This is a genomic window from Pseudomonas sp. Marseille-P9899, from assembly GCF_903166565.1.
Lineage (GTDB): Bacteria > Pseudomonadota > Gammaproteobacteria > Pseudomonadales > Pseudomonadaceae > Aquipseudomonas > Aquipseudomonas huaxiensis.
This window is the reverse complement of sequence record NZ_CAESCG010000001.1, coordinates 186,599-210,288: the sequence shown is the minus strand read 5'-3', so window position 1 is coordinate 210,288 and position 23,690 is coordinate 186,599. Positions and strand designations below refer to the sequence as shown.

Annotated in this window: 19 protein-coding genes and 2 pseudogenes; 9 read left to right on the top strand and 12 right to left on the bottom strand. The window is 64.5% G+C overall.

The features are described from left to right. Nucleotides 1–37 precede the first annotated feature (37 nt). On the top strand, nucleotides 38–2,107 hold the full coding sequence (locus HWV67_RS01010; RefSeq protein WP_175649545.1) for a hybrid sensor histidine kinase/response regulator: 2,070 nt from the start codon (nucleotides 38–40) through the stop codon (nucleotides 2,105–2,107). On the opposite strand, the gene HWV67_RS01005 is transcribed toward HWV67_RS01010, so the two are convergent. Beyond that, nucleotides 2,104–2,850 (bottom strand): SDR family oxidoreductase, encoded by a 747-nt coding sequence (locus tag HWV67_RS01005; RefSeq protein WP_110972257.1) that lies wholly within the window; start codon nucleotides 2,848–2,850, stop codon nucleotides 2,104–2,106. The genes HWV67_RS01010 and HWV67_RS01005 overlap by 4 nt on opposite strands. Before the next feature lie 162 nt (nucleotides 2,851–3,012). Here HWV67_RS01005 and HWV67_RS01000 point away from each other — a divergent pair, with 162 nt between their 5' ends. The 5 genes from HWV67_RS01000 (at nucleotide 3,013) to HWV67_RS00980 (ending at nucleotide 9,066) form a co-directional block, all read left to right on the top strand. Next, complete coding sequence (locus HWV67_RS01000) at nucleotides 3,013–4,725, top strand: copper resistance system multicopper oxidase (RefSeq protein WP_175649544.1); 1,713 nt, start codon at nucleotides 3,013–3,015, stop codon at nucleotides 4,723–4,725. Beyond that, nucleotides 4,718–5,623, top strand: a complete 906-nt coding sequence (locus HWV67_RS00995) for a copper resistance protein B (RefSeq protein WP_175649543.1) — start codon at nucleotides 4,718–4,720, stop codon at nucleotides 5,621–5,623. Before HWV67_RS01000 ends, HWV67_RS00995 begins: the two co-directional genes overlap by 8 nt. A 43-nt stretch (nucleotides 5,624–5,666) precedes the next feature. Beyond that, nucleotides 5,667–6,098 (top strand): DUF411 domain-containing protein, encoded by a 432-nt coding sequence (locus HWV67_RS00990; protein ID WP_110972254.1) that lies wholly within the window; start codon nucleotides 5,667–5,669, stop codon nucleotides 6,096–6,098. A 134-nt stretch (nucleotides 6,099–6,232) separates the two neighbouring features. Beyond that, nucleotides 6,233–8,020: a monovalent cation:proton antiporter-2 (CPA2) family protein gene (locus HWV67_RS00985; protein WP_175649542.1), complete on the top strand. Its 1,788-nt coding sequence runs from the start codon at nucleotides 6,233–6,235 to the stop codon at nucleotides 8,018–8,020. Between the two features lie 134 nt (nucleotides 8,021–8,154). Continuing rightward, nucleotides 8,155–9,066, top strand: a complete 912-nt coding sequence (locus tag HWV67_RS00980; RefSeq protein WP_110972252.1) for a LysR substrate-binding domain-containing protein — start codon at nucleotides 8,155–8,157, stop codon at nucleotides 9,064–9,066. Nucleotides 9,067–9,489: 423 nt separating this feature from the next. Here the strand turns inward: HWV67_RS00980 and HWV67_RS00975 are convergent, their stop codons facing one another. Together HWV67_RS00975 and HWV67_RS00970 are read right to left on the bottom strand one after the other, a co-directional pair. Continuing rightward, nucleotides 9,490–10,308: an alpha/beta fold hydrolase gene (locus HWV67_RS00975; RefSeq protein WP_110972251.1), complete on the bottom strand. Its 819-nt coding sequence runs from the start codon at nucleotides 10,306–10,308 to the stop codon at nucleotides 9,490–9,492. A gap of 57 nt (nucleotides 10,309–10,365) precedes the next feature. Further along, nucleotides 10,366–10,932 (bottom strand): antibiotic biosynthesis monooxygenase, encoded by a 567-nt coding sequence (locus HWV67_RS00970; RefSeq protein WP_175649541.1) that lies wholly within the window; start codon nucleotides 10,930–10,932, stop codon nucleotides 10,366–10,368. Between the two features lie 234 nt (nucleotides 10,933–11,166). Here HWV67_RS00970 and HWV67_RS00965 point away from each other — a divergent pair, with 234 nt between their 5' ends. Continuing rightward, on the top strand, nucleotides 11,167–11,601 hold the full coding sequence (locus HWV67_RS00965) for a YqaA family protein (RefSeq protein WP_175649540.1): 435 nt from the start codon (nucleotides 11,167–11,169) through the stop codon (nucleotides 11,599–11,601). Between the two features lie 16 nt (nucleotides 11,602–11,617). Here the strand turns inward: HWV67_RS00965 and zapE are convergent, their stop codons facing one another. The 7 genes and pseudogenes from zapE to HWV67_RS00930 form a co-directional block, all read right to left on the bottom strand. Then, complete coding sequence (zapE, locus tag HWV67_RS00960) at nucleotides 11,618–12,721, bottom strand: cell division protein ZapE (RefSeq protein ID WP_175649539.1); 1,104 nt, start codon at nucleotides 12,719–12,721, stop codon at nucleotides 11,618–11,620. 122 nt (nucleotides 12,722–12,843) lie between these two features. Continuing rightward, a complete protein-coding gene (locus HWV67_RS00955) occupies nucleotides 12,844–13,992 on the bottom strand; it encodes a PQQ-dependent sugar dehydrogenase (protein WP_175649538.1) in 1,149 nt (382 codons plus the stop codon). A 23-nt stretch (nucleotides 13,993–14,015) separates the two neighbouring features. Continuing rightward, complete coding sequence (locus tag HWV67_RS00950) at nucleotides 14,016–14,297, bottom strand: hypothetical protein (RefSeq protein WP_371929278.1); 282 nt, start codon at nucleotides 14,295–14,297, stop codon at nucleotides 14,016–14,018. A 178-nt stretch (nucleotides 14,298–14,475) separates the two neighbouring features. After that, nucleotides 14,476–16,917, bottom strand: coding sequence for a TonB-dependent siderophore receptor (locus HWV67_RS00945; RefSeq protein WP_175649536.1), 2,442 nt, complete (start codon nucleotides 16,915–16,917; stop codon nucleotides 14,476–14,478). A 118-nt stretch (nucleotides 16,918–17,035) separates the two neighbouring features. Continuing rightward, a pseudogene (locus HWV67_RS00940) lies at nucleotides 17,036–17,907 on the bottom strand (FecR family protein). Between the two features lie 4 nt (nucleotides 17,908–17,911). Then, nucleotides 17,912–18,418, bottom strand: a pseudogene (locus tag HWV67_RS00935) (RNA polymerase sigma factor); the annotation flags it as partial. 178 nt (nucleotides 18,419–18,596) lie between these two features. Continuing rightward, on the bottom strand, nucleotides 18,597–18,863 hold the full coding sequence (locus HWV67_RS00930) for a hypothetical protein (RefSeq protein WP_175649535.1): 267 nt from the start codon (nucleotides 18,861–18,863) through the stop codon (nucleotides 18,597–18,599). Between the two features lie 133 nt (nucleotides 18,864–18,996). On the opposite strand from HWV67_RS00930, the gene HWV67_RS00925 reads away from it, so the two are divergent. Next, complete coding sequence (locus HWV67_RS00925) at nucleotides 18,997–19,317, top strand: DUF883 family protein (protein ID WP_095157149.1); 321 nt, start codon at nucleotides 18,997–18,999, stop codon at nucleotides 19,315–19,317. Nucleotides 19,318–19,382: 65 nt separating this feature from the next. Here the strand turns inward: HWV67_RS00925 and HWV67_RS00920 are convergent, their stop codons facing one another. Continuing rightward, the gene (locus HWV67_RS00920; RefSeq protein ID WP_095157148.1) at nucleotides 19,383–20,009 is read right to left on the bottom strand and encodes a response regulator transcription factor; all 627 of its coding nucleotides are present in this window, start codon (nucleotides 20,007–20,009) and stop codon (nucleotides 19,383–19,385) included. A gap of 14 nt (nucleotides 20,010–20,023) precedes the next feature. Further along, nucleotides 20,024–21,820 (bottom strand): PAS domain S-box protein, encoded by a 1,797-nt coding sequence (locus HWV67_RS00915; protein ID WP_175649534.1) that lies wholly within the window; start codon nucleotides 21,818–21,820, stop codon nucleotides 20,024–20,026. A 231-nt stretch (nucleotides 21,821–22,051) separates the two neighbouring features. Between HWV67_RS00915 and HWV67_RS00910 the strand changes: the two genes are divergently transcribed. Next, entirely contained in the window at nucleotides 22,052–23,674 is a 1,623-nt protein-coding gene (locus tag HWV67_RS00910) for an acyl-CoA synthetase (RefSeq protein WP_110972240.1), read from the top strand. Nucleotides 23,675–23,690: the final 16 nt, after the last annotated feature.

Below are 23,690 nucleotides of genomic sequence, written 5' to 3'. Positions count from 1 at the left end.
GGCTAAAGTTCCGCATGGTTCACCTCCGGAAAACCCCATGCCCACCAGCGAATTGAACGCCCTGCGCCAGCAACTGCGCGAACTCCAGGAACGCAATGCGGCGCTGGAGCAGCAACGGGTGCAGCAGCAACCGCTGAACGAGGCGTTCTATCGCTTTCTGTTCGACACCATGGACGACGGGTTCTGTGTCATCGAATTCTTCGACGGCCCACATGGCCCGCTCAGTGACTACGTCCATGTCTCGGCCAACGCGGCCTACGCCCGGCACACCGGAATTCCCAATGTGGTCGGTCAGAAACTGCGGGAAATGGTGCCCGACGAAGCCGACGAGTGGGTCGCCCGCTACGGCCAGGTGTTGCGCACCGGCCGACCGCTGCAGTTCGAGCAGGAACTGGTAGCCACCGGCCGTATTCTCTCGGTCAGCACCTTTCGCATCGAGCCGGTCGAGCGCCGTCAGGTCGCCGTGCTGTTCAAGGACGTGACGGCACGACGCCACGCCGAACAGGCCCTGGTGCACCTCAACGAAGAACTGGAGCAGCGTATTCTCGGCGCCGTGGCCGAGCGCGAGCTGTTCGCCATGCTGGTCGACAACAGCGTGGCCTGTGTCCAGGTGGTGGATAGCAACCTGCGCTGGCTGGCGATCAACCACCAGTCGCTGAAAGACTTTCACTTTCTCTACGACCATGTGCCCAACGTCGGCGACACCGTCGAGCAGACATTGGGCCGCTATCCCGCCGACTGCGAGCTGGGCCTGTCGCTGTGGCGCCGTGCCCTGGCCGGGGAAGTCTTTATCGAGAACGCAGCCTTCGGTGTCGGCGAGCGGCGCCGCCACTATGAACTGCGTTTCAACACCCTGTATGACAGCGAAGGCCTGCAACAGGGCGCGTACCTGTTTGCCTACGACATCAGCGCGCGCATCGAAGAACAGCAACGCTTGCTCAGCGCCGAGGAAGCCCTGCGTCAGGCGCAGAAGATGGAGGCGGTCGGCCAGCTCACCGGCGGCATCGCCCATGACTTCAACAACCTGCTGGGCGGCATCCTCGGCGCCCAGGAGTTACTGCGCCAGCGCATCCATCAGCACCGTTACGAAGACCTCACCCCGCTGCTGGATGCCGTCAGCGGTTCGGCGCAGCGCGCCGCGTCGCTGGTGCACCGCCTGCTGGCGTTCTCTCGCCGGCAGACCCTGCAACCGCAGGCGACCGATGTCGGCGGACTGGTCAGCGGCATGCAAGACCTGATCGGTCGCAGCGTCGGGCCGTCCATCGACGTCCGCTGCCACTTCGCCGCCCACCTGTGGCCGACCCTGATCGACCCGCCGCAACTGGAAAGCGCCCTGCTCAACCTCTGCATCAACGCCCGCGACGCCCTGCCCGCCGGCGGCAGCATCGACATCGGCAGCGACAACCTGAGCCTCGACGACGAACAGGCCCGCGCCCTGGACCTCGCCCCCGGCGATTACCTGTGCCTGAGCGTCGAAGACAACGGCCAGGGCATGCAGCCGGAAGTGGTCGAACGGGCGATCGACCCGTTCTTCACCACCAAACCGATGGGCCAGGGCACCGGGTTGGGACTGTCGATGGCCTACGGTTTCGTGCGTCAGTCCGGCGGCCAGTTGCGAATCTCCTCGACACCCGGCTCCGGCACCCGGGTCGAACTGTTCCTGCCCCGCCATCACCAGGCGCCAGCACCCGGCGTTGCCGAAGCCGATGAAACACTCAGCGAACGCGACAGCGGTCGGCGGATCATCCTGGTGGAAGACCAGACCGCGCTAAGCATGGTGATCGCCGAAATCCTCGAAGACTCCGGTTACCGGGTCGAGTCATTCGAAACCGCCGTCGCCGCCCTGCCCGCCCTCGAACACGGCCCGCGGCCGGACCTGCTGCTCAGCGATATCGGCTTGCCCGGCGGCCTCAATGGCCGTCAACTGGCCGAAAAAGCCCGCCTCCTGCACCCGGACCTGCCGGTGCTGTTCATCACCGGCTACGACGAGAGCGCCGCCCTCAGCGACGGCCCGCTGGGCGCGGGGATGAGCGTGATGATCAAGCCGTTCAGCCTGGAAATGCTGGTGGAGCGGGTGGGTCAGATGCTGGGTGACGAACGCGCTTAGCGCCCGCCGCCCAGATCAATGAAGCTCCCCGTCGAATACGACGCCTTGTCCGACAGCAGCCAGAGGATCGCTTCGGCCACTTCCTCGGCCTGACCGCCACGGCCCATGGGGATACCGGGTTCCAGTTTGCTGACGCGGTCCGGGTCGCCGCTCAGGGCGTGGAAGTCGGTGAAGATGTAACCTGGCCGCACGGCGTTGACCCGCACGCCCTCGCCCGCCACTTCCTTGGCCAAGCCAAGGGTGAAGGTGTCCAGCGCGCCCTTCGAGGCGGCGTAGTCGACATATTCGTTGGGCGAGCCCAGTCGCGCGGCCACCGAGGAAACGTTGACGATGCTGCCGCCGCTGCCGCCGTGGCGGGTCGACATGCGCGCCAGCGCATGTTTGGCGCAGAGCATCGGCCCGACCACGTTGGTCTTCATCAGCTTCAGCAGACGGAACTCGGACATTTCCTCGACCCGGCTTTTCTGGCCGATGGTGCCGGCGTTGTTGACCAGCGCGGTGACCCGCCCAAGTTCGTGATCGACCCGCTGGAACAGGTGGATCACCTCGTCCTCGACGCTGGCGTCGGCGCGCACGGCGATCGCCTCGGCGCCCAGTTCGCGTACCTGGGCCAGCACGCGGTGCGCCGCGTCATCGTCGGCGAGGTAGTTGATGCAGATCCGATACCCCTGACGCGCCGCCAGCAACGCGGTGGCGGCGCCGATGCCACGGCTGGCACCGGTGATGATGATAACTTTGTCCATTGCTACTCCTGGTACAACCGACCATTCAAATCCTGTGGCGCAAAAATCCCGCGCATGAAGCCCGCTATTTTCTCGCTGACAAATCTGTAATTCAAACCTCAGTTTTCTGACAGCACCATGCGACTAAGGTCAGCCCATCTTTGCTGATGGACAGACGACCCCATGCCCCACCTCCCGACCCGACGCACCTTCGTCAAGGGCCTGGCCGCGGCCGGCGCCTTTGGCGGCCTCGGCCTCTGGCGCCCGCACGCCTGGGCCATCAAGCGCAACACAGGCGAACTGGCCGGCCAGCACTTCGAGCTGTTCATCGGCCAGACGGCCGTGAACTTCACCGGCAAGCCGCGCACTGCGCTGACCATCAACGACAGCCTGCCCGGCCCGGTGCTGCGCTGGCGCGAGGGCGACACCGTGACCCTGCGGGTGCGCAACCGCCTCGCCGAACCCACGTCGCTGCACTGGCACGGCATCATCCTGCCCGCCAACATGGACGGCGTGCCCGGCCTGAGTTTCGCCGGTATCGAACCCGGTGGCGATTACCTCTACCGCTTCACCCTGGAGCAGCACGGCACCTACTGGTATCACAGCCATTCCGGGCTGCAGGAGCAGGCCGGCGTCTATGGCGCCATCGTCATCGAGCCGAAAGAACCGGAACCGCATGTCTATCAGCGCGATTGCGTGCTGCTGCTCAGCGACTGGAGCGACCAGCCACCCGCCGAGCTGCTGACGACGCTGAAAAAGCAGTCCGATTACTTCAACCGGCAGCAGCGCACCCTGGGCGACTTCGTTGACGATGTCGCCCGCGACGGTTGGCGCGCGACCCTGGCCGAACGCACGGAATGGGCGCAGATGCACATGACCCCGACCGATATCGCCGATATCAGCGCCGCCACCTACACCTATCTGCTTAACGGCCAAGCGCCCGAGGGCAATTTCACCTGCCTGTTCAAGCCCGGCGAAACCCTGCGCCTGCGCTTGATCAATGGCTCGGCGATGACCTATTTCGACTTCCGCATCCCCGGCCTGAAGCTCACCGTGATCGCCGCCGACGGCCAGCCGGTGCAACCGGTAACCGTAGACGAACTGCGTCTGGCGGTGGCGGAAACCTATGACGTGCTGGTCAGCGTCGGCGACCAGCCGGCCTACACCCTGTTCGCCCAGAGCATGGACCGCAGCGGTTACGCCCGCGGCACCCTGGCCCGGGCGCCAGGTTTGCAGGCCGCAGTGCCAGCAACCGACCCGCGCCCACGACTGCGCATGACCGACATGGGCATGGACCACGGTGCCATGGCGGGCATGGGCGGCATGGACCACAGGCAGATGAGCGGCATGGACCACGGCAACATGCCCGGCATGCAGCAGCACCCCGCGTCGGAAACCAATAACCCGCTGGTGGACATGCAAACCATGACGCCAAAGGCCAACCTCGCCGATCCCGGCCTCGGCCTGCGCAACAATGGCCGCCGGGTGCTGAGCTACGCCGACCTGCGGAGCACCTTCGCCGACCCCGATGGCCGCGAGCCGGGGCGGGAAATAGAACTGCACCTGACCGGCCACATGGAGCGCTTCGCCTGGTCGTTCGACGGCGTGCGCTTCTCCGACGCCGAGCCCTTGCGCCTGAAATACGGCGAGCGCCTGCGCATCACCCTGGTCAACGACACCATGATGGCCCACCCGATTCACCTGCACGGCCTGTGGAGCGATCTGGAGGACGAACACGGCCGGTTCCAAGTGCGCAAGCACACCATCGACATGCCACCGGGCAGCCGCCGCAGCTACCGGGTCAGCGCCGATGCCCTGGGCCGTTGGGCCTACCACTGCCACCTGCTCTATCACATGGAGACCGGCATGTTCCGCGAGGTGCGCGTCGATGAATGAACGACTCAACCGGCCGCTGCTCGGCGGCATGGCCCTGGTGTTGCTGCTGGGCAGTGAAGAACTGCGGGCAGCGGCGATGAACCACGCGGGCATGAATCACGGCAGCATGAATCATGGCGCGATGAATCACGGCAACATGAACCATGGCGGCATGGACCACGGCAGCCCGCCGTCCAACGCCGATCAGCCGCGCACGCCGCTGAAGCCCATCACCGACGCCGATCGCCAGGCCGCCTTCCCGCCACTGCCGGGCCATCAGGTGCATGACCGGCAGATCAACTGGGCGGTGACCGTCGAGCAACTTGAATATCAGGACGTCGAGAACAGCAGCGCGCTGAACTGGAATGCCAATGCCTGGATCGGCGGCGATATCGACCGGCTCTGGCTGCGCACGGAAGGCGAGCGTGAACAGGGCAAGACTCACAAGGCCGAACTGCAGGCGCTGTGGGGCCATGCGGTCAGCCCGTGGTGGGAAGTGGTCGCTGGCCTGCGTCAGGACTTCAAGCCGGGCAGCGGCCAGACCTGGGCCGCCCTCGGCATCCAGGGCACGCCGCTCTACGGCATGGAGCTGGAAGCCACGCTGTACGCAGGCGAGCGACATCAAACCGCGCTGCGCCTGGAGGCCGCGTACGCTATTCTCCTGACCCAACGCTGGCGGTTTGAGCCGAACGTGGAAGTGAACCTGCATGGCCGCGATGACCCGGGCCGCACCCAGGGTTCCGGGCTGTCGGACAGCGAGGTCGGGCTGCGCCTGCGCTACGAAATCACGCCGTGGTTTGCGCCCTATGTCGGGGTGTCGTTCAACCGGGTGTATGGCGACACGGCCGAGATGACCCGGGATGAAGGCGGGGATGTCGGGCAGACGCGCTGGCTGGCCGGGGTGAGGTTCAGGTTTTAGCCCTCGATCCCCTCAAGCACACAGAATTCCAAGGAGACAACCCATGCTGAAAAACAACCTCGCCGCCCTCGGCCTGCTGGCCATGAGCACCCTGGCCCAGGCCGGCCAGACCATCGATGTCTACCGCGACCCCAATTGCGGCTGCTGCAAGGAATGGATCACCCACCTGCGCGACAACGGCTACACCGTCAACGACCATGTCGAGCCGAACATGAGCGCGGTCAAGCAGCGTCTCGGCGTGGCGCCGCGCCTGGCTTCGTGCCACACCGGCGTGATCGACGGCAAGTTCGTCGAAGGCCATGTGCCGGCGGAGCAGATTTCGGTCCTGGCCAAGCGCCCTGACCTGCGCGGCCTGGCCGTGCCCGGTATGCCGATGGGCTCGCCCGGCATGGAAATGGGCGACCACAAGGACGCCTACCAGGTGATCGGCCTGACCACCGACGGCAAGGACGAAGTGGTCGCGCAGTACAAGTAAGCTGCAAGCCGCTTACTGTCCCTCTCAGGTGGACGATCTGTCGCCATTCAGACAGATTGTCCGACCCTGACCCCGACGCCAAAATGCAGGCTCTTTTTTCAACGCTGCCTCATGCAGCTCATGGAGTCCGAGCGATGCCACACGAAGGCAGCCTGCTGCAAACCGCAGTGATTTTTCTCGTCGCCGCAGTCATCACCGTCCCCCTGGCCAAGCGCCTGCAACTCGGCGCCGTGCTCGGCTACCTGCTGGCCGGCGTGGTCATTGGTCCGCAGGCGCTGGGGCTGATTCGCGACACGCAAAGCGTTGCGCACATTTCCGAGCTGGGCGTGGTCCTACTCCTGTTCATCATTGGCCTGGAACTGTCGCCGCGTCGGCTGTGGCTGATGCGCAAGTCGGTGTTCGGCGTCGGCCTGGCGCAAGTGCTGCTGACCGGCGCGGTGATCGGCGCCATCGCCCTGTTCGGCTTTGCCCAGTCGCTACCGGCCGCGCTGGTGCTTGGCCTGGGCCTGGCGCTGTCGTCCACCGCCTTCGGCCTGCAAAGCCTGGCCGAAAGCAAACAACTCAACGCGCCTCATGGCCGGTTGGCGTTTGCCATCCTGCTGTTCCAGGACATCGCCGCGATTCCGCTGATCGCCCTGGTGCCATTGCTGGCCGCCAGCGGCCCGGACACCAGCCACGGCGACAGCCTTGAGCACGGTCTGAAAGTGTTCGGCAGCATCGCCATTGTCATCGTCGGCGGCCGTTACCTGCTGCGCCCGCTGTTCCGCACCGTGGCCCGCACCGGCTTGCCGGAAGTGTCCACCGCCACCGCGCTGCTGGTGGTCATCGGCACCGCCTGGCTGATGGAAGAAGCCGGGATTTCCATGGCGCTCGGCGCGTTTCTCGCCGGGCTGTTGCTGGCCGATTCGGAATACCGGCATGAGCTGGAATCGCAGATCGAACCGTTCAAGGGCCTGCTGCTGGGGCTGTTCTTCATCAGCGTGGGCATGGGCGCCAACCTTAGCCTGCTGGTGCAGATGCCGCTGGTGGTGCTTGGCCTGACCCTGTTGCTGGTGGGCGTGAAGCTGCCGTTGTTGATGCTGGTCGGGCGCCTTGCCGGTGGGCTGAGCAATGTCAGCGCCCTGCGCCTCGGCGTGGTGCTGGCGGCGGGCGGCGAATTCGCCTTCGTGGTGTTCAAGCTGGGCCGCGACCAGGGCCTGTTCGACGCCCAGACCTTCGACCTGCTGCTGATGACCATCACCTTGTCCATGGCCATCACCCCGCTATTGCTGCTGGGTTGCGCCCGTCTCGGTAAACGCCCGCAGGCGCCCCGCGAAGTGCCGGAGCAGTACAAGGACATCGCCACCGATGCACCGCGGGTAGTGATTGTCGGCATGGGCCGCATGGGCCAGATCATCGCGCGCATCCTGCGCGCACAGAAGATTCCCTTCGTTGCCCTGGAAACGTCGGTGGATGCCATCGAAATGACGCGCATGTTCGAACAGGCGCCGGTGTTCTACGGCGACCCGCAGCGCCCCGAAGTGCTGCATGCGGCCAAGGTCGGCGAGGCCGAATACTTCGTCATCACCACCGACGACCCGGAGATCACCACCCGCACCGCCGCACGGGTCAAGCAGTTGTATCCGCACCTAAAGGTCATCGCCCGGGCGCGTAACCGCCAGCATGTGCACAAGCTGGTGGACGTGGGCGCCGAACCGATCCGCGAGACCTTCCACTCCAGCCTGGAAATGAGCCGGCTGACGCTGGTGGGGCTGGGTTTGAGCGAGGCGCAGGCGGCTGATCGCATCCAGCGCTTTACCCGACATGACGAGGAAGTGCTCAGCGTCCAGGGGCGGGTCCGCGACGACAAGGCCAAGGTGATGCAGACCGCCCAGGAGGCGCGACTAGACCTGGAGCGGCTGTTCGAGGCGGATGTGGATTGAACCGAGCCCTGCTGTAGGAGCGAAGCTTGCTCCTACAGCAACCTACCCTCTGAGAGCTCAAGAGACCTGAAAGATCACCTTTGCTGAGATAGACTCCCCGGTTTTCCACAAGCGTTCCAGCCGGAGAACGATCCTTGGAAGACCTCAACTCCCTCTATTACTTCACCCAAGTGGTCGAACACGGCGGCTTCGCCCCAGCCGGGCGGGCGCTGGACATGCCCAAGTCAAAGCTCAGCCGGCGCATCGCCGACCTTGAAGAGCGGCTGGGCGTTCGCCTGCTGCACCGCACCAGCCGCCATTGCTCGCTGACCGAAATCGGCCAGGAGTATTACCGCCGTTGCACGGCCATGCGGGTCGAGGCCGAAGGCGCGGCGGAAGTCATCGCGCGCAACCTCAGCGAACCCCGCGGCCTGGTGCGAATCAGTTGCCCCACCACCCTGCTCAACTCCTGGGTCGGCCCGATGCTGACCCGCTATATGCTCAAGTACCCACGGGTTGAACTGTTCATCGAGAGCACCAACCGCCGCGTCGACCTGCTTCACGAAGGCGTCGACGTAGCGTTGCGGGTGCGCTTTCCGCCGCTGGAGAACACCGACATGGTGATGAAGGTGCTGAGCAACAGCACCCAATGCCTGGTGGGTCAGCCCGCGCTTCTCGAGCGTTTGCCGAAGGGTTTCGATCCGCAGATGCTCAGCCAGTTGCCCAGCGTTCACTGGGGCAGCGCCCAGCGCGAATACCAGTGGGAGCTGTTTCAGGGCGAGGACATGAGCACCAGCCTGGTGATCCCGCACAAACCACGGATGGTCACCGATGATTTGTTCGCCTTGCGTCACTTCGTGGTTGCGGGGGTGGGCATCGCGCATTTGCCGCGGGTCGCAGTGCGTGAAGACCTGGCCGAGGGACGGCTGGTGGAGTTGTTGCCGGAGTGGCATCCGCGTTGCGGGATTGTCCATGCCATCTTCCCGTCGCGGCGCGGGCTGCTGCCGTCGGTGCGCTCGCTGATTGACCACCTGGCGGAGGAGTTTGCGCAGAGCGATATGGCGTGAGTGGGGAGGATGCCTGAGGATTTTCGGTATTGATGGGATCGAGCTCCGCCTGAGCGACGCATCGCTGCATAAGTATCTACACATCTCGCAGACAATACAGGGCGTCAGGTCACCGCGAATGTGGGAGCGGATTCATCCGCGAAGGGCCGCACAGCGGCCCTAAAACCATCCAGCACACTGTTTCTGTCTAGACTGGATCTCACATTCAAGCACTCTGAGGTCGAAAGAAACGCCGGAAATAGACAGCCATCTCGTGCTGGATGGTTTTGGGGCCGCTGTGCGGCCCTTCGTGGATGAATCCACTCCCACAGGGTAGTGACGGCGCTCGATCTCAAGGGCGCCAAAACGATCAAGGCGAGGACTAGGCAGCCCGCGCCCGATCCTCGCCTCGAATTATTTTGGCCTTGTGGCCGTGAACCCGACTTACCGCGACAAAAACGCCAGCAAATCGTCATTCAACTGCTGCGCATGGGTCACCGCGAACCCGTGCGGCGCACCGCTGTACACCGTCAGTTCCGCCCCGCGAATCATCTCCGCGGCCTTCTTGCCGGTGGTTTCGAACGGCACGATCTGGTCGTCGTCACCGTGGATCACCAAGGTCGGTACGTCGATCTTCGCCATGTCCGGACGGAAGTCGGTTTCCGAGAATGCGGTCACGCAATCCAGGGTGCCCTTGAGCGACGCCATCAACGCGATGTTCAGCGTCTGGGCCTGCACGCCCTGGGACACCTGCTGCCCATGGTTGATGCCATAGAACGGCGCGGCAAAGTCGGCGATGAACTGGGCGCGGTCGGCACGTAGGCCGGCCTTGATGCCGTCGAATACCGATTTGTCGACGCCATCGGGGTTGTCGGCGGTCTTGATGAACAGCGGGGTCACCGCGCCGAGCAACACCAGGCCAGCGACGCGCTCGCTGCCATGCCGGGCGATGTAGCGAGTGACATCGCCGCCGCCCATGGAGAAGCCCACCAGGGTGATGTCGCGCAGGTCGAGGTGCTCGATCAACTGGGCGATATCATCGGCGAAGGTGTCGTAGTCGTAACCGTTCCACGGTTGGCTGGACCGACCGAAACCACGGCGGTCGAAGGCGATGGCGCGGTAGCCGCGGCTGGCCAGGAACTCCATCTGCACATCCCACATGTCGGCATCCAGCGGCCAGCCGTGGCTGAACAGTACGGGCTTGCCGCTGCCCCAGTCTTTGTAATAGATCGCGGTGCCATCACGGGTAACGAGAGTGCTCATAGTGGTATCTCCGGGAAACAGGTGGTTTGAGTCTTGAGTTCAGGGTGTTGAAAACGTTCAGGCGCGCAGCCAGGCGGCGGTGCGACGGGTCAGCCAGGGCATGATGAAAAATACCACCGGCAAAATGACGAACAGGTTGCCAATCATGTTGCCGATGATCCGCCCACCCAGCAGCGGGAACTGCGCGAACAGCGGCGCCAGCAGCGCCGGGATCAGAAAGGTCATCGGGCAGATCACCAGGTACGTCAGCAGTGCCTGTTTCCAGCGCGGTGGCTGTGGCGCGCCGGCGCTGGGCGGGGTGAACCAGAATTCGGGGTCGTCATGGACCTGGGTGTTGTCGCCGTCTTCCAGCAACGGCATGACCTCATCGATCATCGCCTGGCGCTCGGCGGAGTTGACCCACGCCTGCAACTGGCTCGCCTGGGCGAAGCGCACGACGGTGGTGAAGTGGCGCCCATCGGCGTCCGGGCGGATCACGTTGACGTCCAGGTGACCGGGCTGCTGGCGGGCGACGCTGACCGCGCGCTTGAGCCAGGCTTCGTACTGGGCGAGCGCGTCGGCGCGAGCCTTGTGCTGGATCACCAGTGTTACCACGTTGCGGTTGTCTTGATCGGCGCTGTTCATATGCAACATTCCCCTGACGATTAGTTGGCCCGTGCCCCGATAGTGAGGCCGCTCGGCTGCGTTTGCGTTGATGGGAGAAGATTAAATTCAGAACCTTATTGGCACTAGATAGCGAAAACTCGCTTTAGCGTTCTATTTCAAGAACGATCATGTCAGCAAAGATTTCCTCGCTGGCAGCGGCGATATCCGGGAAATATCCTACTGGGCTTGTCGAGCGATGATTGTGGCCATGCCGTGTTGAGTTACTGGGGTCTTTTTCTGGCGGCGTTTGGCGCCGCCACCTTGCTGCCGTTGCAATCCGAGGCGGTGCTGGTGGGGTTGCTGCTCCACGACCCGGCCGCCGTGGCGAGCCTGTGGCTGGTGGCGACGCTGGGCAATGTGCTGGGTTCGATCGTCAACTGGCTGCTGGGGCGAGCCATCGAGCGCTGGCGCGACAAACGCTGGTTCCCCTTCTCCGCCGCGCAACTGGAAAAGGCCCAGCAGCGTTACCGCCGCCATGGCCAGTGGTCGTTGCTGTTGAGCTGGATGCCGGTGATCGGCGACCCACTGACCTTGATCGCCGGCATCATGCGCGAGCCGTTCTGGCGTTTCGTGCTGTTGGTGACCCTGGCAAAAGGCGGGCGCTATCTGGTGCTGGTGATGATTACCCTTGGCTGGCAGAGCCTATGACAGGCTGCGCGCGCCCTCAGCAAAAGCGTTGCAGTTGCATCTCCCGCAGCCGGCTGAGAGTCCGCCGAAACGGGAACTCCAGATACCCTTGCGTGTAGAGATCTTCCAGCGGGACTTCGGCTTCCAGATACAGGGCCACGCGCTGGTCGTAGCACTCATCGACCAGTGCGATGAAGCGCCGGGCGCCGTCGTCCTGCACCGACAGTTGCGGCAGTTCGCGATCCCCCGCCACCACCCGTTCGGCGGCGTCCTCGGTGCCGCGGGCGATCTTGCCTGGCCGCGTCGGCGCGCCAAGGGCCGGCACGCCGCCCAGCAGGATGGCGTCGAAACGCTCGCACAGGGCCATGAACTCCATGGCCGCCAAGGGTTGTTCGCAGAGTTGCGGGTAATCGCACCACAGCACCTTGTCGCTGCGGCGCACCACCTGGAGGGTGCGATAACCGACTTCCAGGTCTTCGCTGGTCGCCGGTGCGTCACCGCTCAATTGCACGAACACACTGGCCAGCGCCGCCGGATCGCGGACCCAATAACGCTGATGCAGCGCGCCGGGATGCAGGCGGTGGTCCTGCTCACCGTGAACCGGCACCACGGTCATGCAGCGCTCGATCGCCTCGATCGCCGGCAGGAAACGCTCGCGGTTAAAGCCATCGGCATAAAGCTGCCGTGGCGGCTGGTTGGAGGTGGCGACCACCACCACGCCGGCCTCGAACAGCACCTGGAACAGACGGCCGAGAATGATCGCGTCACCGATGTCGTTGACGAACAGCTCATCGAAACACAGCACGCGGATTTCTTCGGCCAGGGAAAAGGCCAGGGCCTGCAACGGGTCGGCGGTGCCATTGAGCTGGAACAGACGCTGGTGAACCCAGCGCATGAAATGATGAAAGTGCTGGCGCCGGGCGGGAATGGTCAGGCAGCGATGGAACTGGTCCATCAGCCAGGTCTTGCCACGCCCGACCGGGCCCCAGAGGTAGACGCCATTGGCCACTTCACCACGCTCGACAGCCTCGAAGCAGGCCTGCAGGGCCTGGGCGGCCTGTTGCTGGGCGGGGTCGGCGACGAAGCCTTGGGCGGTGATGGCCTGCTGGTAAAGGGCCAATGGAGTGTTGACGCTGGACATGCAGGCCCTCGGTGGGAAAAAGGGCACAGGGTACATCAGGGATGACGCGGATTGTGTAGGGATTTTCAGGGGGCCTCATCACCGGCATCGTCGGCGATGAGACCCGCACAGACGGCCGCGAATTACTCGGCCAACCCGACCTTCAACAACTGCCCGTCTTCCTCGTCCGTCAGTACATACAGGAACCCGTCCGGCCCGACTCGCACATCGCGGACCCGGGCATTCAACTGTCCGAGCATCCGTTCTTCGTGGACGATCTTGTCGCCGTTCAGTTGCAGGCGAATCACTTCCTGCGCCGCCAACGCGCCGATGAACAGGCTGTGGTCCCAAGCCTTGAAGCGCTCGTTGTCATAGAAAGCCATGCCGCTGATGGCCGGGGATTTCTCCCAGACATGGTGCGGCGAGACGGTCCCTTCCACTTCCTTGCCCTTGGCCTCGGGGATCGGCAGCAGCGAGTAGTTGATGCCGTGGGTCGCCAGCGGCCAGCCGTAGTTCTTGCCGGGCTTGGGAATGTTGATTTCGTCACCGCCACGCGGGCCGTGCTCGTGGGTCCAGAGCTGCCCGGTCCAGGGGTTGAGCGCGGCGCCCTGCTGGTTGCGATGGCCATAGGACCAGATCGCCGGCTGCACGTTCTTCTGTCCGACGAAGGGGTTGTCCTTGGGAATCTCGCCATCGGGCAGGATGCGCACCACCTTGCCCTGCAGTTTGTCGAGGTCTTGCGAGGTGGCCCGCTGGTTGTTCTCGCCCAAGGCGATGAACAGGTAGCCATTGCGGTCGAACACCAGCCGCGAGCCGAAGTGGTTGCCGGTCGAGAGCTTCGGCTCCTGGCGGAAGATCACGTTGAAATCCTCGAGCCGGGCAAGGTCGGCGGACAGCCGTCCGCGCCCCACCGTGGTGCCCGCCGTGCCCCCGTCGCCACCGCCTTCGGCGTAGGACAGGTAGACCAGCCGGTCCTTGTCGAAGGTGGGTGACAGCACCACATCGAGCAACCCGCCCTGCCCTTGCGCCCAGACCTCCGGCACGCCGCTCAGGGGCGGGCCGACCCGCCCTTCCGCGCCGATCACCCGCAGGTTGCCCTGGCGTTCGGTGACCAAGATGCCCTGGGTTCCCGGCAGGAAGGCCAGGGCCCACGGATGCTTGAGGCCCTCGGCCAGGGTGTTGACCTTGAGGGTGCCGTCTTCGCTGGGGAAGGTGCGTTCGGGGGCGGCCTGGGCGCCGAGCGGCAAGAGGACGGCAGCACCCAAGGCGAGCAGCCAGGAACGTGGAGTCATGCGGGATTCCTTTCGAGGGGCGATCACGGCGCGCGCTGTGAATCGCGGGGCGGACGGGAGGGTTCCAGACGCGGCGTCTGTTGTTCGCGCCGCAGGTTGTCGCCATTGCCGATGCCACGGTTTTCCAGGGTCGGCGGACGAGGATTGGGTGCAGTGGAAGGTCCGGGCATGGGCGGCGTGGCCGGCACCGTGCCTTGGCGGCTGTTGGGGTTGGTCCGGTGGATCGGGCTGTTTTGCGGGTTGTCGGCAGTGGCGGCCAGCAGCGGGCCGCTGATCGAGAAGATCAGCGCGGTACCGATCAGGATGGAATGGGCGCGTTCGAACACAATCACCTCCGCACGTGGGCATCACCAAGCGTTGGATAGCCTACGGCCCGAGAGGTTCGCGACAAAGCCGCAAACCTCACGGAGGTAATTCATATTGTTACAGGGGGAACGACTGCCCTGATGGCACCCGCCGCGTTCGCCGGGTGCCATGGCCGGATCAGTAGGCCAGCGACCAGGTCAGGGTGTAGGTGCGGCCGCGCCCCTGGTAGTCGTAGAGGTAGGCCGGACCGTAAACCGGCGAATAGAACAGCGTCGCGCGCTGGCCCCAGACGGTGCTGTACTGCTTGTCCAGCAGGTTCTGGATACCGGCGCTGAAGGTGCCGAAGCCGGTGTCCTGGCTGCCCAGCAGGTCAAGGGTGGTGTAACCGCTGATCTTGTGGTCGGCATCGTCCTTGAGGGTGAAGGCTTTGTTCGCCTGCAGGCGCGCGCTGCGGCCATCGCCCTTCCAGCCAACGAAGGCGGTGGACTTGGACAGCGAGGCATAACGTGCGTCGCGCTTGATCCAGTCGCCGCTCGCGTCTTCTTCTTCCGAGCGCACCAGGTGCAAGGTGGTGCCGGCTTCCCAGCCGCTTTCGAAGTGACGGGTCAGCGCACCTTCGAAGCCGAAGTCGCGGCTCTTCTTCTCATCGACGTTGATGGTCAGGGTTTTCGAATCGACGTTGATGATCTTGTCCGACCAGATGTAATACACCGCGGCCTGGGCATCCCAATCCAGGTCGGCGTAGCGCCAGCCCATTTCCACCTGCCGGCTCTTGATCCCCGCCAGCGGGTTGTCTTCGACGCTCATGCCGGCCTTGCCGTAGTACTTGGCCGGGTCCGGCAGGTCAAAGCCCTCGCCGTAGTTGGTCCAAACCTGGTGACCGTTCTTGAAGTCGTAGATGGCGCCGAGGTTGTACAGGCTGACCTGGTAATCGTTGCTGCCGCCGGGAACGCCCTTGAAGTTGCTGACATCCACGTCCATCTGCTGGCGCCGGGCGCCGCCGGACAGGGTCAGGTTATCGGTGAGGTGCCAGTCCAGTTGCGCATAGGCGGAAACGCCATCGACGCGGTAGCTGGGATAGCGCGCCGCCTTGCTCGCCTCGTTCAGGTCCAGGCCGCCGCTGCTCGACGACGTGCGGGCGTCGAAGGTGGTCTGCTCGGCGTTGAAACGTTCGCGGTCGAGGTCCACGCCATAGGTCAGCTTGAGGCTGTCCCACTGCTTGGCGAACAGCGCCTTCAGGCTGCTGACTTCGAAGTTCTGCTGCGAGGCGGCGAAGTACACGCCGCGGGAACCGGTCGGGGAGCCCGAGTTGTAGTAGGGAAACGGGTAGAAGTTGTCGTCTTCCTTGCGGTACGACGCCTGCAGGTAGAAGTCCTGGCCGAGCACGTCGGCGTGGTGGTAGTTGGCGTTGAGCAGCAGGCGTTTGGTGCGCGGCTCCAGGTCGGTGGAGTAGCCGCTGCGCAGCTCGGCGTTTTCCAGGTCCGACGGGGCGTTGTAGTTCAGGTGCGGAAAGAAGATCCCGGTGCTGCCGTGGTTGCCCGAATCGTAGTACTGGGCGAGCACGTCGAGGCTCTGCTGCTCGTTGAACTGCAGGCCGAGGCTGCCCATCACGTCGATGGTGCGGTTGTATTGCAGGTCGGTCTGGGTGTTGTCGATGAAGATCTGGTTGCCGGCGCCGTCGTAGAAGGCTTCGTTCTGCTCGGCGGAAACGCCCAGGCGGCCATTGATGCGCTCGTTGCCGCCGCTGATGGACTGGGCGACGCGGGTCGACAGGTCATCGCTGTTGTTGAAGCCGCTGCTGGCACCGACCTGGGTTTCGAAGCGCGCCGGTCCCGGCTCACCCTTCTTGGTCACGATGTTGATGATGCCGCCGGTGGCGCCGCCGCCATAAATGGCGCTGGCGCCAGACAGCACTTCGACGCGCTGGACGTTGAACGGCGAGATGCTGTCGAACTGCCGCGACAGACCGCGGGAGCTGTTCTGGCTGACGCCGTCGATCATCACCAGCACGTTGCGGCCGCGCATGTTCTGGCCGTAGTTGGTCCGCCCTTCCGGCGCCAGGTCGAGGCCCGGCACCAGCTTGCCGATGGCTTCCTTGAGGCTCACGCCGCTGCTGATCTGTTCTTTCAGTTGCTCCTGGTCGACCACCCAGACGGTGCCAGGGATTTCACTGATGGAAGTGCTGGTACGCGAGGCGACGCTGACCTCGATCGGCTTGAGGCTGACGCTGGCCTGCGGCTCGCCCTTGCGCAGGATCACCGTGCGCGCGTCGCTGAATTGCCAGCTCATGCCGCTGCCGGCCAGCAGCCGTTGCAACGTGTCTTCGATGCTGAAGGTGCCGCGCAGCCCGGTGCTGGACAGCCCGGCGACATCGCTGGTGGTGAACAGCAGGTGCAAATCGGCCTGGTCGGCGAAGCGGGTCAGGGTCTGGTCGAGGCTTTGCGCTGGCAGGTCGAGGCTGACCTGGCGGGCCTGCGAAGCGGCGGCCTGTACCGGGGCGACGGCCTCGGCGGCCTGCACGGCAACGGCGCCGAGCAACGCGGCGGCAACGGAGGATGCCAGCACGGCATGCTTGAAATAGTCGGTGGAACGCGCGGCGGAGTTGAACGGACCTTTCACTGTTTTCTTCCAGACAGGTAAACGTAAATGAGAACGGATTGCTGATCAGTCCCACTACGACGATCTGGCGTCGAAGAACTTGCAGTGACTTTCCGAAATTATTTTCGCCCGGAAAAAATCAGTAGAGCACGGCCAACCACGGCAGGTAGGTGACCTTCAGCGCATAGCGCTGTTCGAGGGTGCGCAGCAGCGCATGGGGATCGTTGAGGTCGAACACGCCGCTGACCTGCAGCGCGCCCACCTGGCTGTCGGAGATCAGGATGCGCCCGTGCTGGTAGCGCTCAAGTTCAGCGATCACTTCGCGCAGCGGCCGGCCATTGAAGATCAGCTTGCCGCGTTGCCAGGCAGTCTGGGCCTGGGCGTCGGGGCTGACCGCCACGCGCCGCTCGCCAACCTGCGCTTCGCCACGGCTGACCACCACGCTGTTGACGCTGCCCTGCCGACGCACGCTGAACACCGCGTCGCTGCCCTGCACCGCCTCGGCACCGCTGTCTACCACGAAGGGGCGCGGGTCCGCGGCCGGCTCGAACAACGCCTCGCCCGCCTTGAGCGACACTGTGCGGCGCTCGCCGCTGAAATTCACCGACAGCGCACTGGCGCTGTTGAGGGTGACCTTCGAGCCATCTTCCAGGGTGATGGTGCGGCGCTCGCCGGTGCTGGTGTGGTAATCGGCCAGCAGCGCCGGGCCTGCTGCCAGCCGCCGTAGCCGAGCATGGCCGCCAGCAGCGAGGCGGCGATGGCCGAACCCCAGTGGCGACGACGCGGGGCCTTCGGCAGTTGCATCGCGGCCTGGGTGTGACCGAGATCGCCCCACAGCGCTTCGGCCTCTTCGGCGGCGGCCAGGTGTTCGGCGCTGAGCCCGCGCCAGCGCTGGTAGCGCTCGCGGTCGGCCTGGCTGGCGTTGCCCGAATGCAACAGGACCTGCCAGTCGATGGCATCGTCGGAAAGGTCGGTCAGTGGCTGCGGTTCGGACATGGAGGCTTCAGTCATGGTTGTGCTTGAGCCAGTCCCGGCAATGGCGCAGGGCCTGGCCGATGTATTTTGCCACCATGCTCTCGGAAACGCCCAGTCGTTGTGCAATCTGCGCCTGGGTCAGGCCCTCGACGCGATTGAGCAACAGCGCCTGACGGGCGTTTTCCGACAGTTGCAACAAGGCTTCATCAAGGATTTCCAGACGCTCCCGGGCCAGCAGCGCCGCCTCCGGTGCGGGCGCCGGGCAAGCCATTTGCGCTGCGGCGTCGCTGTCGCCGAGGTTGCTCTCCTGGCGTTGCTCGCGGCGCAAGGTGTCGATGGCCAGGTTACCGGCGACGCGGAAAATGAAACTGCGCGCATGCAGCACCGGCAGCGCCTGCTGCTCGATCTTCACCAGCTTGAGGTAGGTTTCCTGGGCGACATCGGCCGCGCGCTGGCGGTCGTTCATGCGCCGGGTCAGGAACTGCAACAGCTCATCGTAGTGTTCCTGGAAACTGGCCAGCAGCCCGGACACGGGAGACGTCAGCATAGGAAGAGGGATCGCCGGTGGGAGGGGTTATCGGACGTTAATGGGAGGCATTATCTTTCATAACGTGTCCGAATTTCAATCTTGAGCGAGGGGGTCTGGTTTTTGTGTCGGATTTTAGGAGGGGTGTCGAGACCGAGCGCAGGGCGCGCCCGGCCTCAAGAGTAAGGAATAGCCTGGATCAGGACTTCCCGGCGCTGGCCGCCGCCATCAGCTTGTTGATCTCGCTGCGTACCATGTTGGCGAATTCCGGCGGCGTCATGCCATCCAGCTCCGCGCGCACCCACTCGGCCCACTTGCCCTTGCGCCGCGGCTTCTCGCCAATCATGCGGGCTGCTTCGCCCTTGGCCTTGGCCAGGTTGGTCTGCCACAGCTCGAACAGCCGCGCTTTCTCATCCTCGATCTCCGCCCGCTCGGCGAAGCTCTTGTTGGCCAGATTGAAACTCATGGGGGTAATTCCTGCCGCGTGAAAATGGCCGCTATCTTACACTGTAGCCGCCGACGCCCGGCAAACCACTGCAACTTTCCGTACAGACGGACACTCCATTCAGTAGGTCCATCACTTACCCGAGGAAGTATTCATGGCGAGGAAAAGCACCCTGCACAGCGAAAGCGAGCAAATCAAGGATCAAGCGTTCAGTGATTTGCAGGCACTGATCGAAGAATCGGAAAAGCTGCTCAACGAGAGCGCTGCGCTGGTCGGCGAAGAAGCCGAGACCCTGCGCGCGCAGTTGCAGCTCAAACTCAAGCAGGCAAGTAACGCAGTAGGCAGCGTGCGCGACCAGGTCAAGCCGGTGGTGGACGCCACCGAGACCTACATTGGCGGCCATCCGTGGCAGACCGTGGCGATTTCGGCGGGCTTCGGGCTGGTGGTGGGGTTGCTGCTGGGTCGCCGGCCTTGAGCTGAAGATCGTTTCTGACTATTCGGGCCTCATCGCGGCAAAACCGCGATGAGGCCCCTGATGCCTCACCGCAACTGCAACGGATCCACCAGCGAACAGGCAATCGCCATCCCCACCAGATCAGGCAGATGCTCGGCCTGCATTCGCTTCATCACCCGCGACCGGTACAAATCCACGGTCTTCACGCTGACCTCGAGTTGCTCGGCAATCTCGCGGTTGGTGTAGCCCTGCACCAGCGGCAGGAACACGTCCCGCTCGCGCGGGGTGAGGCTGTCGATCCGCGCCTGCACCGTGTCGCGCTGGCGGCTTCCCACCTGGACTTTCGATGACCGGCCCAAGGCTTCCTGAACGCTGTCCAGCAGCAGCTGGTCGTTGTAGGGCTTTTCGATGAAATCGCAGGCGCCGGCCTTGAACGCCCGCACCACGATCGGCACATCGGCGTGGCCACTGACGAAGATCACCGGCAGGTCAACGCCGCGCGCGCGCAGCGCTTCCTGAACACTCAACCCGCCCATGCCGGGCATGCGCACGTCGAGCAGCACGCAGGCCGGCAAGTCGCCCTCGCAGGCATCGAGAAACGCCTGGCCACTGGTGAAGGGCAGCGCCTTGAGGCCGACGGATTCGAGCAGCCAGACCGTGGAGTCGAGCATGCCCTGGTCGTCGTCGACCACATAGACCTTCGGATCCTGCATGAAAATCCCCTTGTTCAAACACTTGCCGCCGGCGCCAGCCGACAGCTCAAAATCAATCCACCGCCGTCGCTCGGACCGGCCTGCAAGGTGCCGCCAAAGCCTTCGACGATGCTGCGGCTCATGCTCAGGCCGAGGCCCAGCCCTTCAGGCTTGCTGGTGGTGAACGGGGTGAAGATCCCGTCCAGTCGGTCCAGCGCCACGCCCGGGCCCTGGTCGATCACCTGGATCAACAGCCAGCCGCCCTCCTGTTCACCGCTGAGCACGATCCGCGAAGGCTGGCCCGGCTGTTTCTCGCGGTTGGCGTCGATGGCGTTGCGCAGCAGATTGAGCAGTACCTGCTCCAGCAGCACCCGGTCGGCGTAGACCGGCGGCAGATTGTCCGTCATTCGCTGCTCGATCGTCACCTGCGCGTGATTGGCTTCCCAGGCACACAGGCGCACCGCCTCGCGCGCCACCTGGGCGACCGACAGCGCCTGCAGGCGCCGCGGCTCCTTGCGCAGGAAGGCGCGCAGGCGCTTGATCACTTCGGCGGCGTGGGTCGCCTGTTCGCTGATGCGCTGCAAGCCTTGGGCAACCCGGCCCGCCGCCTGTGGGTCACGATCGAGCGCATGCAGATAACGCTGGCTGGCGGCGGCGTAATTGAGCACCGACGCCAGCGGCTGGTTGATTTCGTGGGCGATGCCGGACGCCAGTTCGCCGAGGGTCACCAGCCGCGCGGTGTGGGCCAGTTCGTCCTGGTGGCGACGCTGCTGGGTCTCGCGCAGCTCGCGCTCGGTCATGTCGCGGGCAACCAGCGAGTAATAACGCTCGCCGCCGGCGGCGCTGTGCGCCAGCAACACCAGCGACACCGGGAACGCCGCGCAGCCATCGTACGGCGCCAGCCGCGCCTCGCACTGCCAGACGCCATCGCGCTCGGCGCACAGCCAGCCTTCGTCATCCAGGCGCTGCTGAGCGTCTTCATCGAGCAGTTGGCGCAGCGGCGGCACCGCGTCCACGTCCATCAAGCCGAGGGCACGCCGCGCGGAACGATTGAGGTAGGTCAGGCGCCCGTCCGGGTCGGTGAACAGCACCAGATCAGTGTTGGCCTCGACGACTTCGGCCAGTCGCCGACGGTTTTCCTGCGCCTCGATGCGCACGCTGATGTCCCGCGACACACTGACGATCTCCACCACTGCGCCGGTATAGGTTTCGCGGATCGCCCGGCTGGCAATCTCGAACCACAGGTCGCGGCCATCGCGGTGGCGCACCCGGCAGGTCATGGTCTGGTAGCCGTCTTTCTCCAGCGCCTGCGCCGCCTGTTGCAGGAATTGCTGGCGGTCCTGGGGATGGAACAGCGACTGCACGGCGACCCCGCGCAGTTCTTCCGGCCAGTAGCCGAGCAGGCGATAAGACGCTGGCGACGCGTCGAGAAAACAGCCATCGGGCGTGTGCCGGGAAATCAGGTCGGTGGTGTTTTCGGTAATCAGCCGGTACAGGCGGCGGGCCTGGCTGGCCTCGCGTTCGGCACGGCGCTCGGCGGTGGCGTCACGGCAGCGGGCAATGACCAGGCCTTCGCTGGCGGGGATAAAGGTCCAGAGCAAAATGCGCTCGCCGGCCTGGCTCTCGACATCGCTGATCGCCCGTTGCTGGCTGAGGCAGGCACTGACCAGCGCGCCATGGTTGGCCGGCAGCAACACGGCCAGGCTCTGCGGCGGCCAGCCGTTGAGCTGTTCGAGCATGGCGGGGTTGGCCGCGCGCAGGGTGGCACCGGCATCGAGCAGCAAACTGGGCTGCGGGTCCTTGTCGAGCAAGGCCGAGGGGATGGCGATCAAAGCGTCTGCTCCGGGATTTTTATAGTATTTGTACCATATTGCTATAGTCTATCTTCCAGGTAACATGGCGAACAGCGTAAAAATGCACCACCGGAGCAGTCCCCGTGAATCTGCTCCACGAAACCTGATAGAGCTAACAATCAGCCATCGGAGGTTTCAGCATGCGTCCAGGGCGTGTACTTGCCGTACACAGTCCGGGCAGGCTGCCTCCTGCACAGGACAATGCTTTCCATGTCGATCTTCTCCCAGGGCCTGCAGCCCGCCCCCGTCAACCACGTCGCCCTCACCCCCCTGAGCTTCATCGAACGCACCGCCGCGGTCTACGGCCAGTACCCCGCCGTGATCCACGGTTCGATCCGCCGCAACTGGCAGGAAACCTACCAGCGCAGCCGGCGCCTGGCCAGTGCCCTGGCGGGCCGCGGTATCGGTCAGGGCGATACGGTGGCGGTCATGCTGCCAAACATCCCGGCGATGCTCGAAGCGCACTTCGGCGTGCCAATGATCGGCGCGGTGCTCAACGCCCTCAACGTTCGCCTGGACGCCGAGGCTATCGCCTTCATGCTCGAACACGGCGAAGCCAAGGTGCTGATCACCGACCGTGAATTCCACAAGATCATCAGCGCCGCGCTGAAACTCATGGCTCATCCGCCGCTGGTGATCGATGTCGATGACCCGGAATACGGCGAAGGCTGCGCCGTCAGCGAGCTGGACTACGAGGCGTTTCTGGCCGAGGGCGACCCGGAGTTCGCCTGGCACTGGCCCGAGGACGAGTGGCAGGCGATCTCGCTGAACTACACCTCCGGCACCACCGGCAACCCCAAGGGTGTGGTCTATCACCACCGCGGCGCCTACCTCAACTCGCTGGGCAACCAGATGACCTGGGCGATGGGCAACCATCCGGTCTACCTGTGGACCCTGCCGATGTTCCACTGCAATGGCTGGTGCTACCCGTGGACCGTCACCGCGCTGGCCGGCACGCATGTGTTCCTGCGTCGGGTCGATCCGCAGAAGATTCTTACGCTGATCCGCGAACATCAGGTCACTCACCTGTGCGGCGCGCCGATCGTTCTCAATGCGCTGATCAACATGCCTGACTCGGCCAAGGCGGCGATCGATCACCCGGTCAACGCCATGGTCGCCGGCGCCGCGCCGCCGGCCAAGGTGATTGGCGCCGTGGAAGAAATGGGCATCAAGGTCACCCACGTTTATGGCCTGACCGAGGTGTATGGCCCGGTGACCGTCTGCGCCTGGCATGCCGAATGGGATGAAAAACCGTTGCAGGAACGGGCGCGGATCAAGTCGCGCCAGGGCGTGCGCTACGCCACCCTCGAAGGCCTGATGGTCGCCGACCCGCAAACCCTCGAACCGGTGGCCCGCGACGGCAACACCCTGGGCGAGATCTTCATGCGCGGCAACACGGTGATGAAGGGCTACCTGAAGAACCCGGAAGCCACCGCCGAAGCCTTCCGCGGCGGCTGGTTCCACACCGGCGACCTCGCCGTCTGCCACCCGGACGGCTACGTCGAGATCAAGGACCGGCTCAAGGACATCATCATTTCCGGCGGCGAGAACATCTCCACCATCGAAGTCGAAGACACCCTCTACCGCCACCCCGCCGTGCTGGAAGCCGCGGTAGTAGCCCGGCCGGACGAAAAATGGGGCGAGACGCCGTGCGCGTACATCACCCTCAAGGCCGGCTACGAAGACACCCGCGAGGTCGAGATCATCGCCTTCTGCCGCGAACATCTGGCCGGCTTCAAGCTGCCCAAGACGGTGGTGTTCCGCGAGCTGCCGAAGACCTCCACCGGCAAGATCCAGAAGTACCTGTTGCGCGACTGGGCCAAGGCGCTCTGATCCCTCCTACTTATTC

What these genes read in the sequence shown, in the direction of transcription:
- HWV67_RS00970 (WP_175649541.1), bottom strand. Translation starts at nt 10,932, where the DNA reads ATGAACAGCGCCGATCAAGACAACCGCAACGTGGTAACACTGGTGATC.
- HWV67_RS01010 (WP_175649545.1), top strand. Translation starts at nt 38, where the DNA reads ATGCCCACCAGCGAATTGAACGCCCTGCGCCAGCAACTGCGCGAACTC.
- HWV67_RS00925 (WP_095157149.1), top strand. Translation starts at nt 18,997, where the DNA reads ATGGCGAGGAAAAGCACCCTGCACAGCGAAAGCGAGCAAATCAAGGAT.
- HWV67_RS01005 (WP_110972257.1), bottom strand. Translation starts at nt 2,850, where the DNA reads ATGGACAAAGTTATCATCATCACCGGTGCCAGCCGTGGCATCGGCGCC.
- HWV67_RS01000 (WP_175649544.1), top strand. Translation starts at nt 3,013, where the DNA reads ATGCCCCACCTCCCGACCCGACGCACCTTCGTCAAGGGCCTGGCCGCG.
- zapE (WP_175649539.1), bottom strand. Translation starts at nt 12,721, where the DNA reads ATGTCCAGCGTCAACACTCCATTGGCCCTTTACCAGCAGGCCATCACC.
- HWV67_RS00995 (WP_175649543.1), top strand. Translation starts at nt 4,718, where the DNA reads ATGAATGAACGACTCAACCGGCCGCTGCTCGGCGGCATGGCCCTGGTG.
- HWV67_RS00990 (WP_110972254.1), top strand. Translation starts at nt 5,667, where the DNA reads ATGCTGAAAAACAACCTCGCCGCCCTCGGCCTGCTGGCCATGAGCACC.
- HWV67_RS00930 (WP_175649535.1), bottom strand. Translation starts at nt 18,863, where the DNA reads ATGAGTTTCAATCTGGCCAACAAGAGCTTCGCCGAGCGGGCGGAGATC.
- HWV67_RS00955 (WP_175649538.1), bottom strand. Translation starts at nt 13,992, where the DNA reads ATGACTCCACGTTCCTGGCTGCTCGCCTTGGGTGCTGCCGTCCTCTTG.
- HWV67_RS00985 (WP_175649542.1), top strand. Translation starts at nt 6,233, where the DNA reads ATGCCACACGAAGGCAGCCTGCTGCAAACCGCAGTGATTTTTCTCGTC.
- HWV67_RS00910 (WP_110972240.1), top strand. Translation starts at nt 22,052, where the DNA reads ATGTCGATCTTCTCCCAGGGCCTGCAGCCCGCCCCCGTCAACCACGTC.
- HWV67_RS00920 (WP_095157148.1), bottom strand. Translation starts at nt 20,009, where the DNA reads ATGCAGGATCCGAAGGTCTATGTGGTCGACGACGACCAGGGCATGCTC.
- HWV67_RS00975 (WP_110972251.1), bottom strand. Translation starts at nt 10,308, where the DNA reads ATGAGCACTCTCGTTACCCGTGATGGCACCGCGATCTATTACAAAGAC.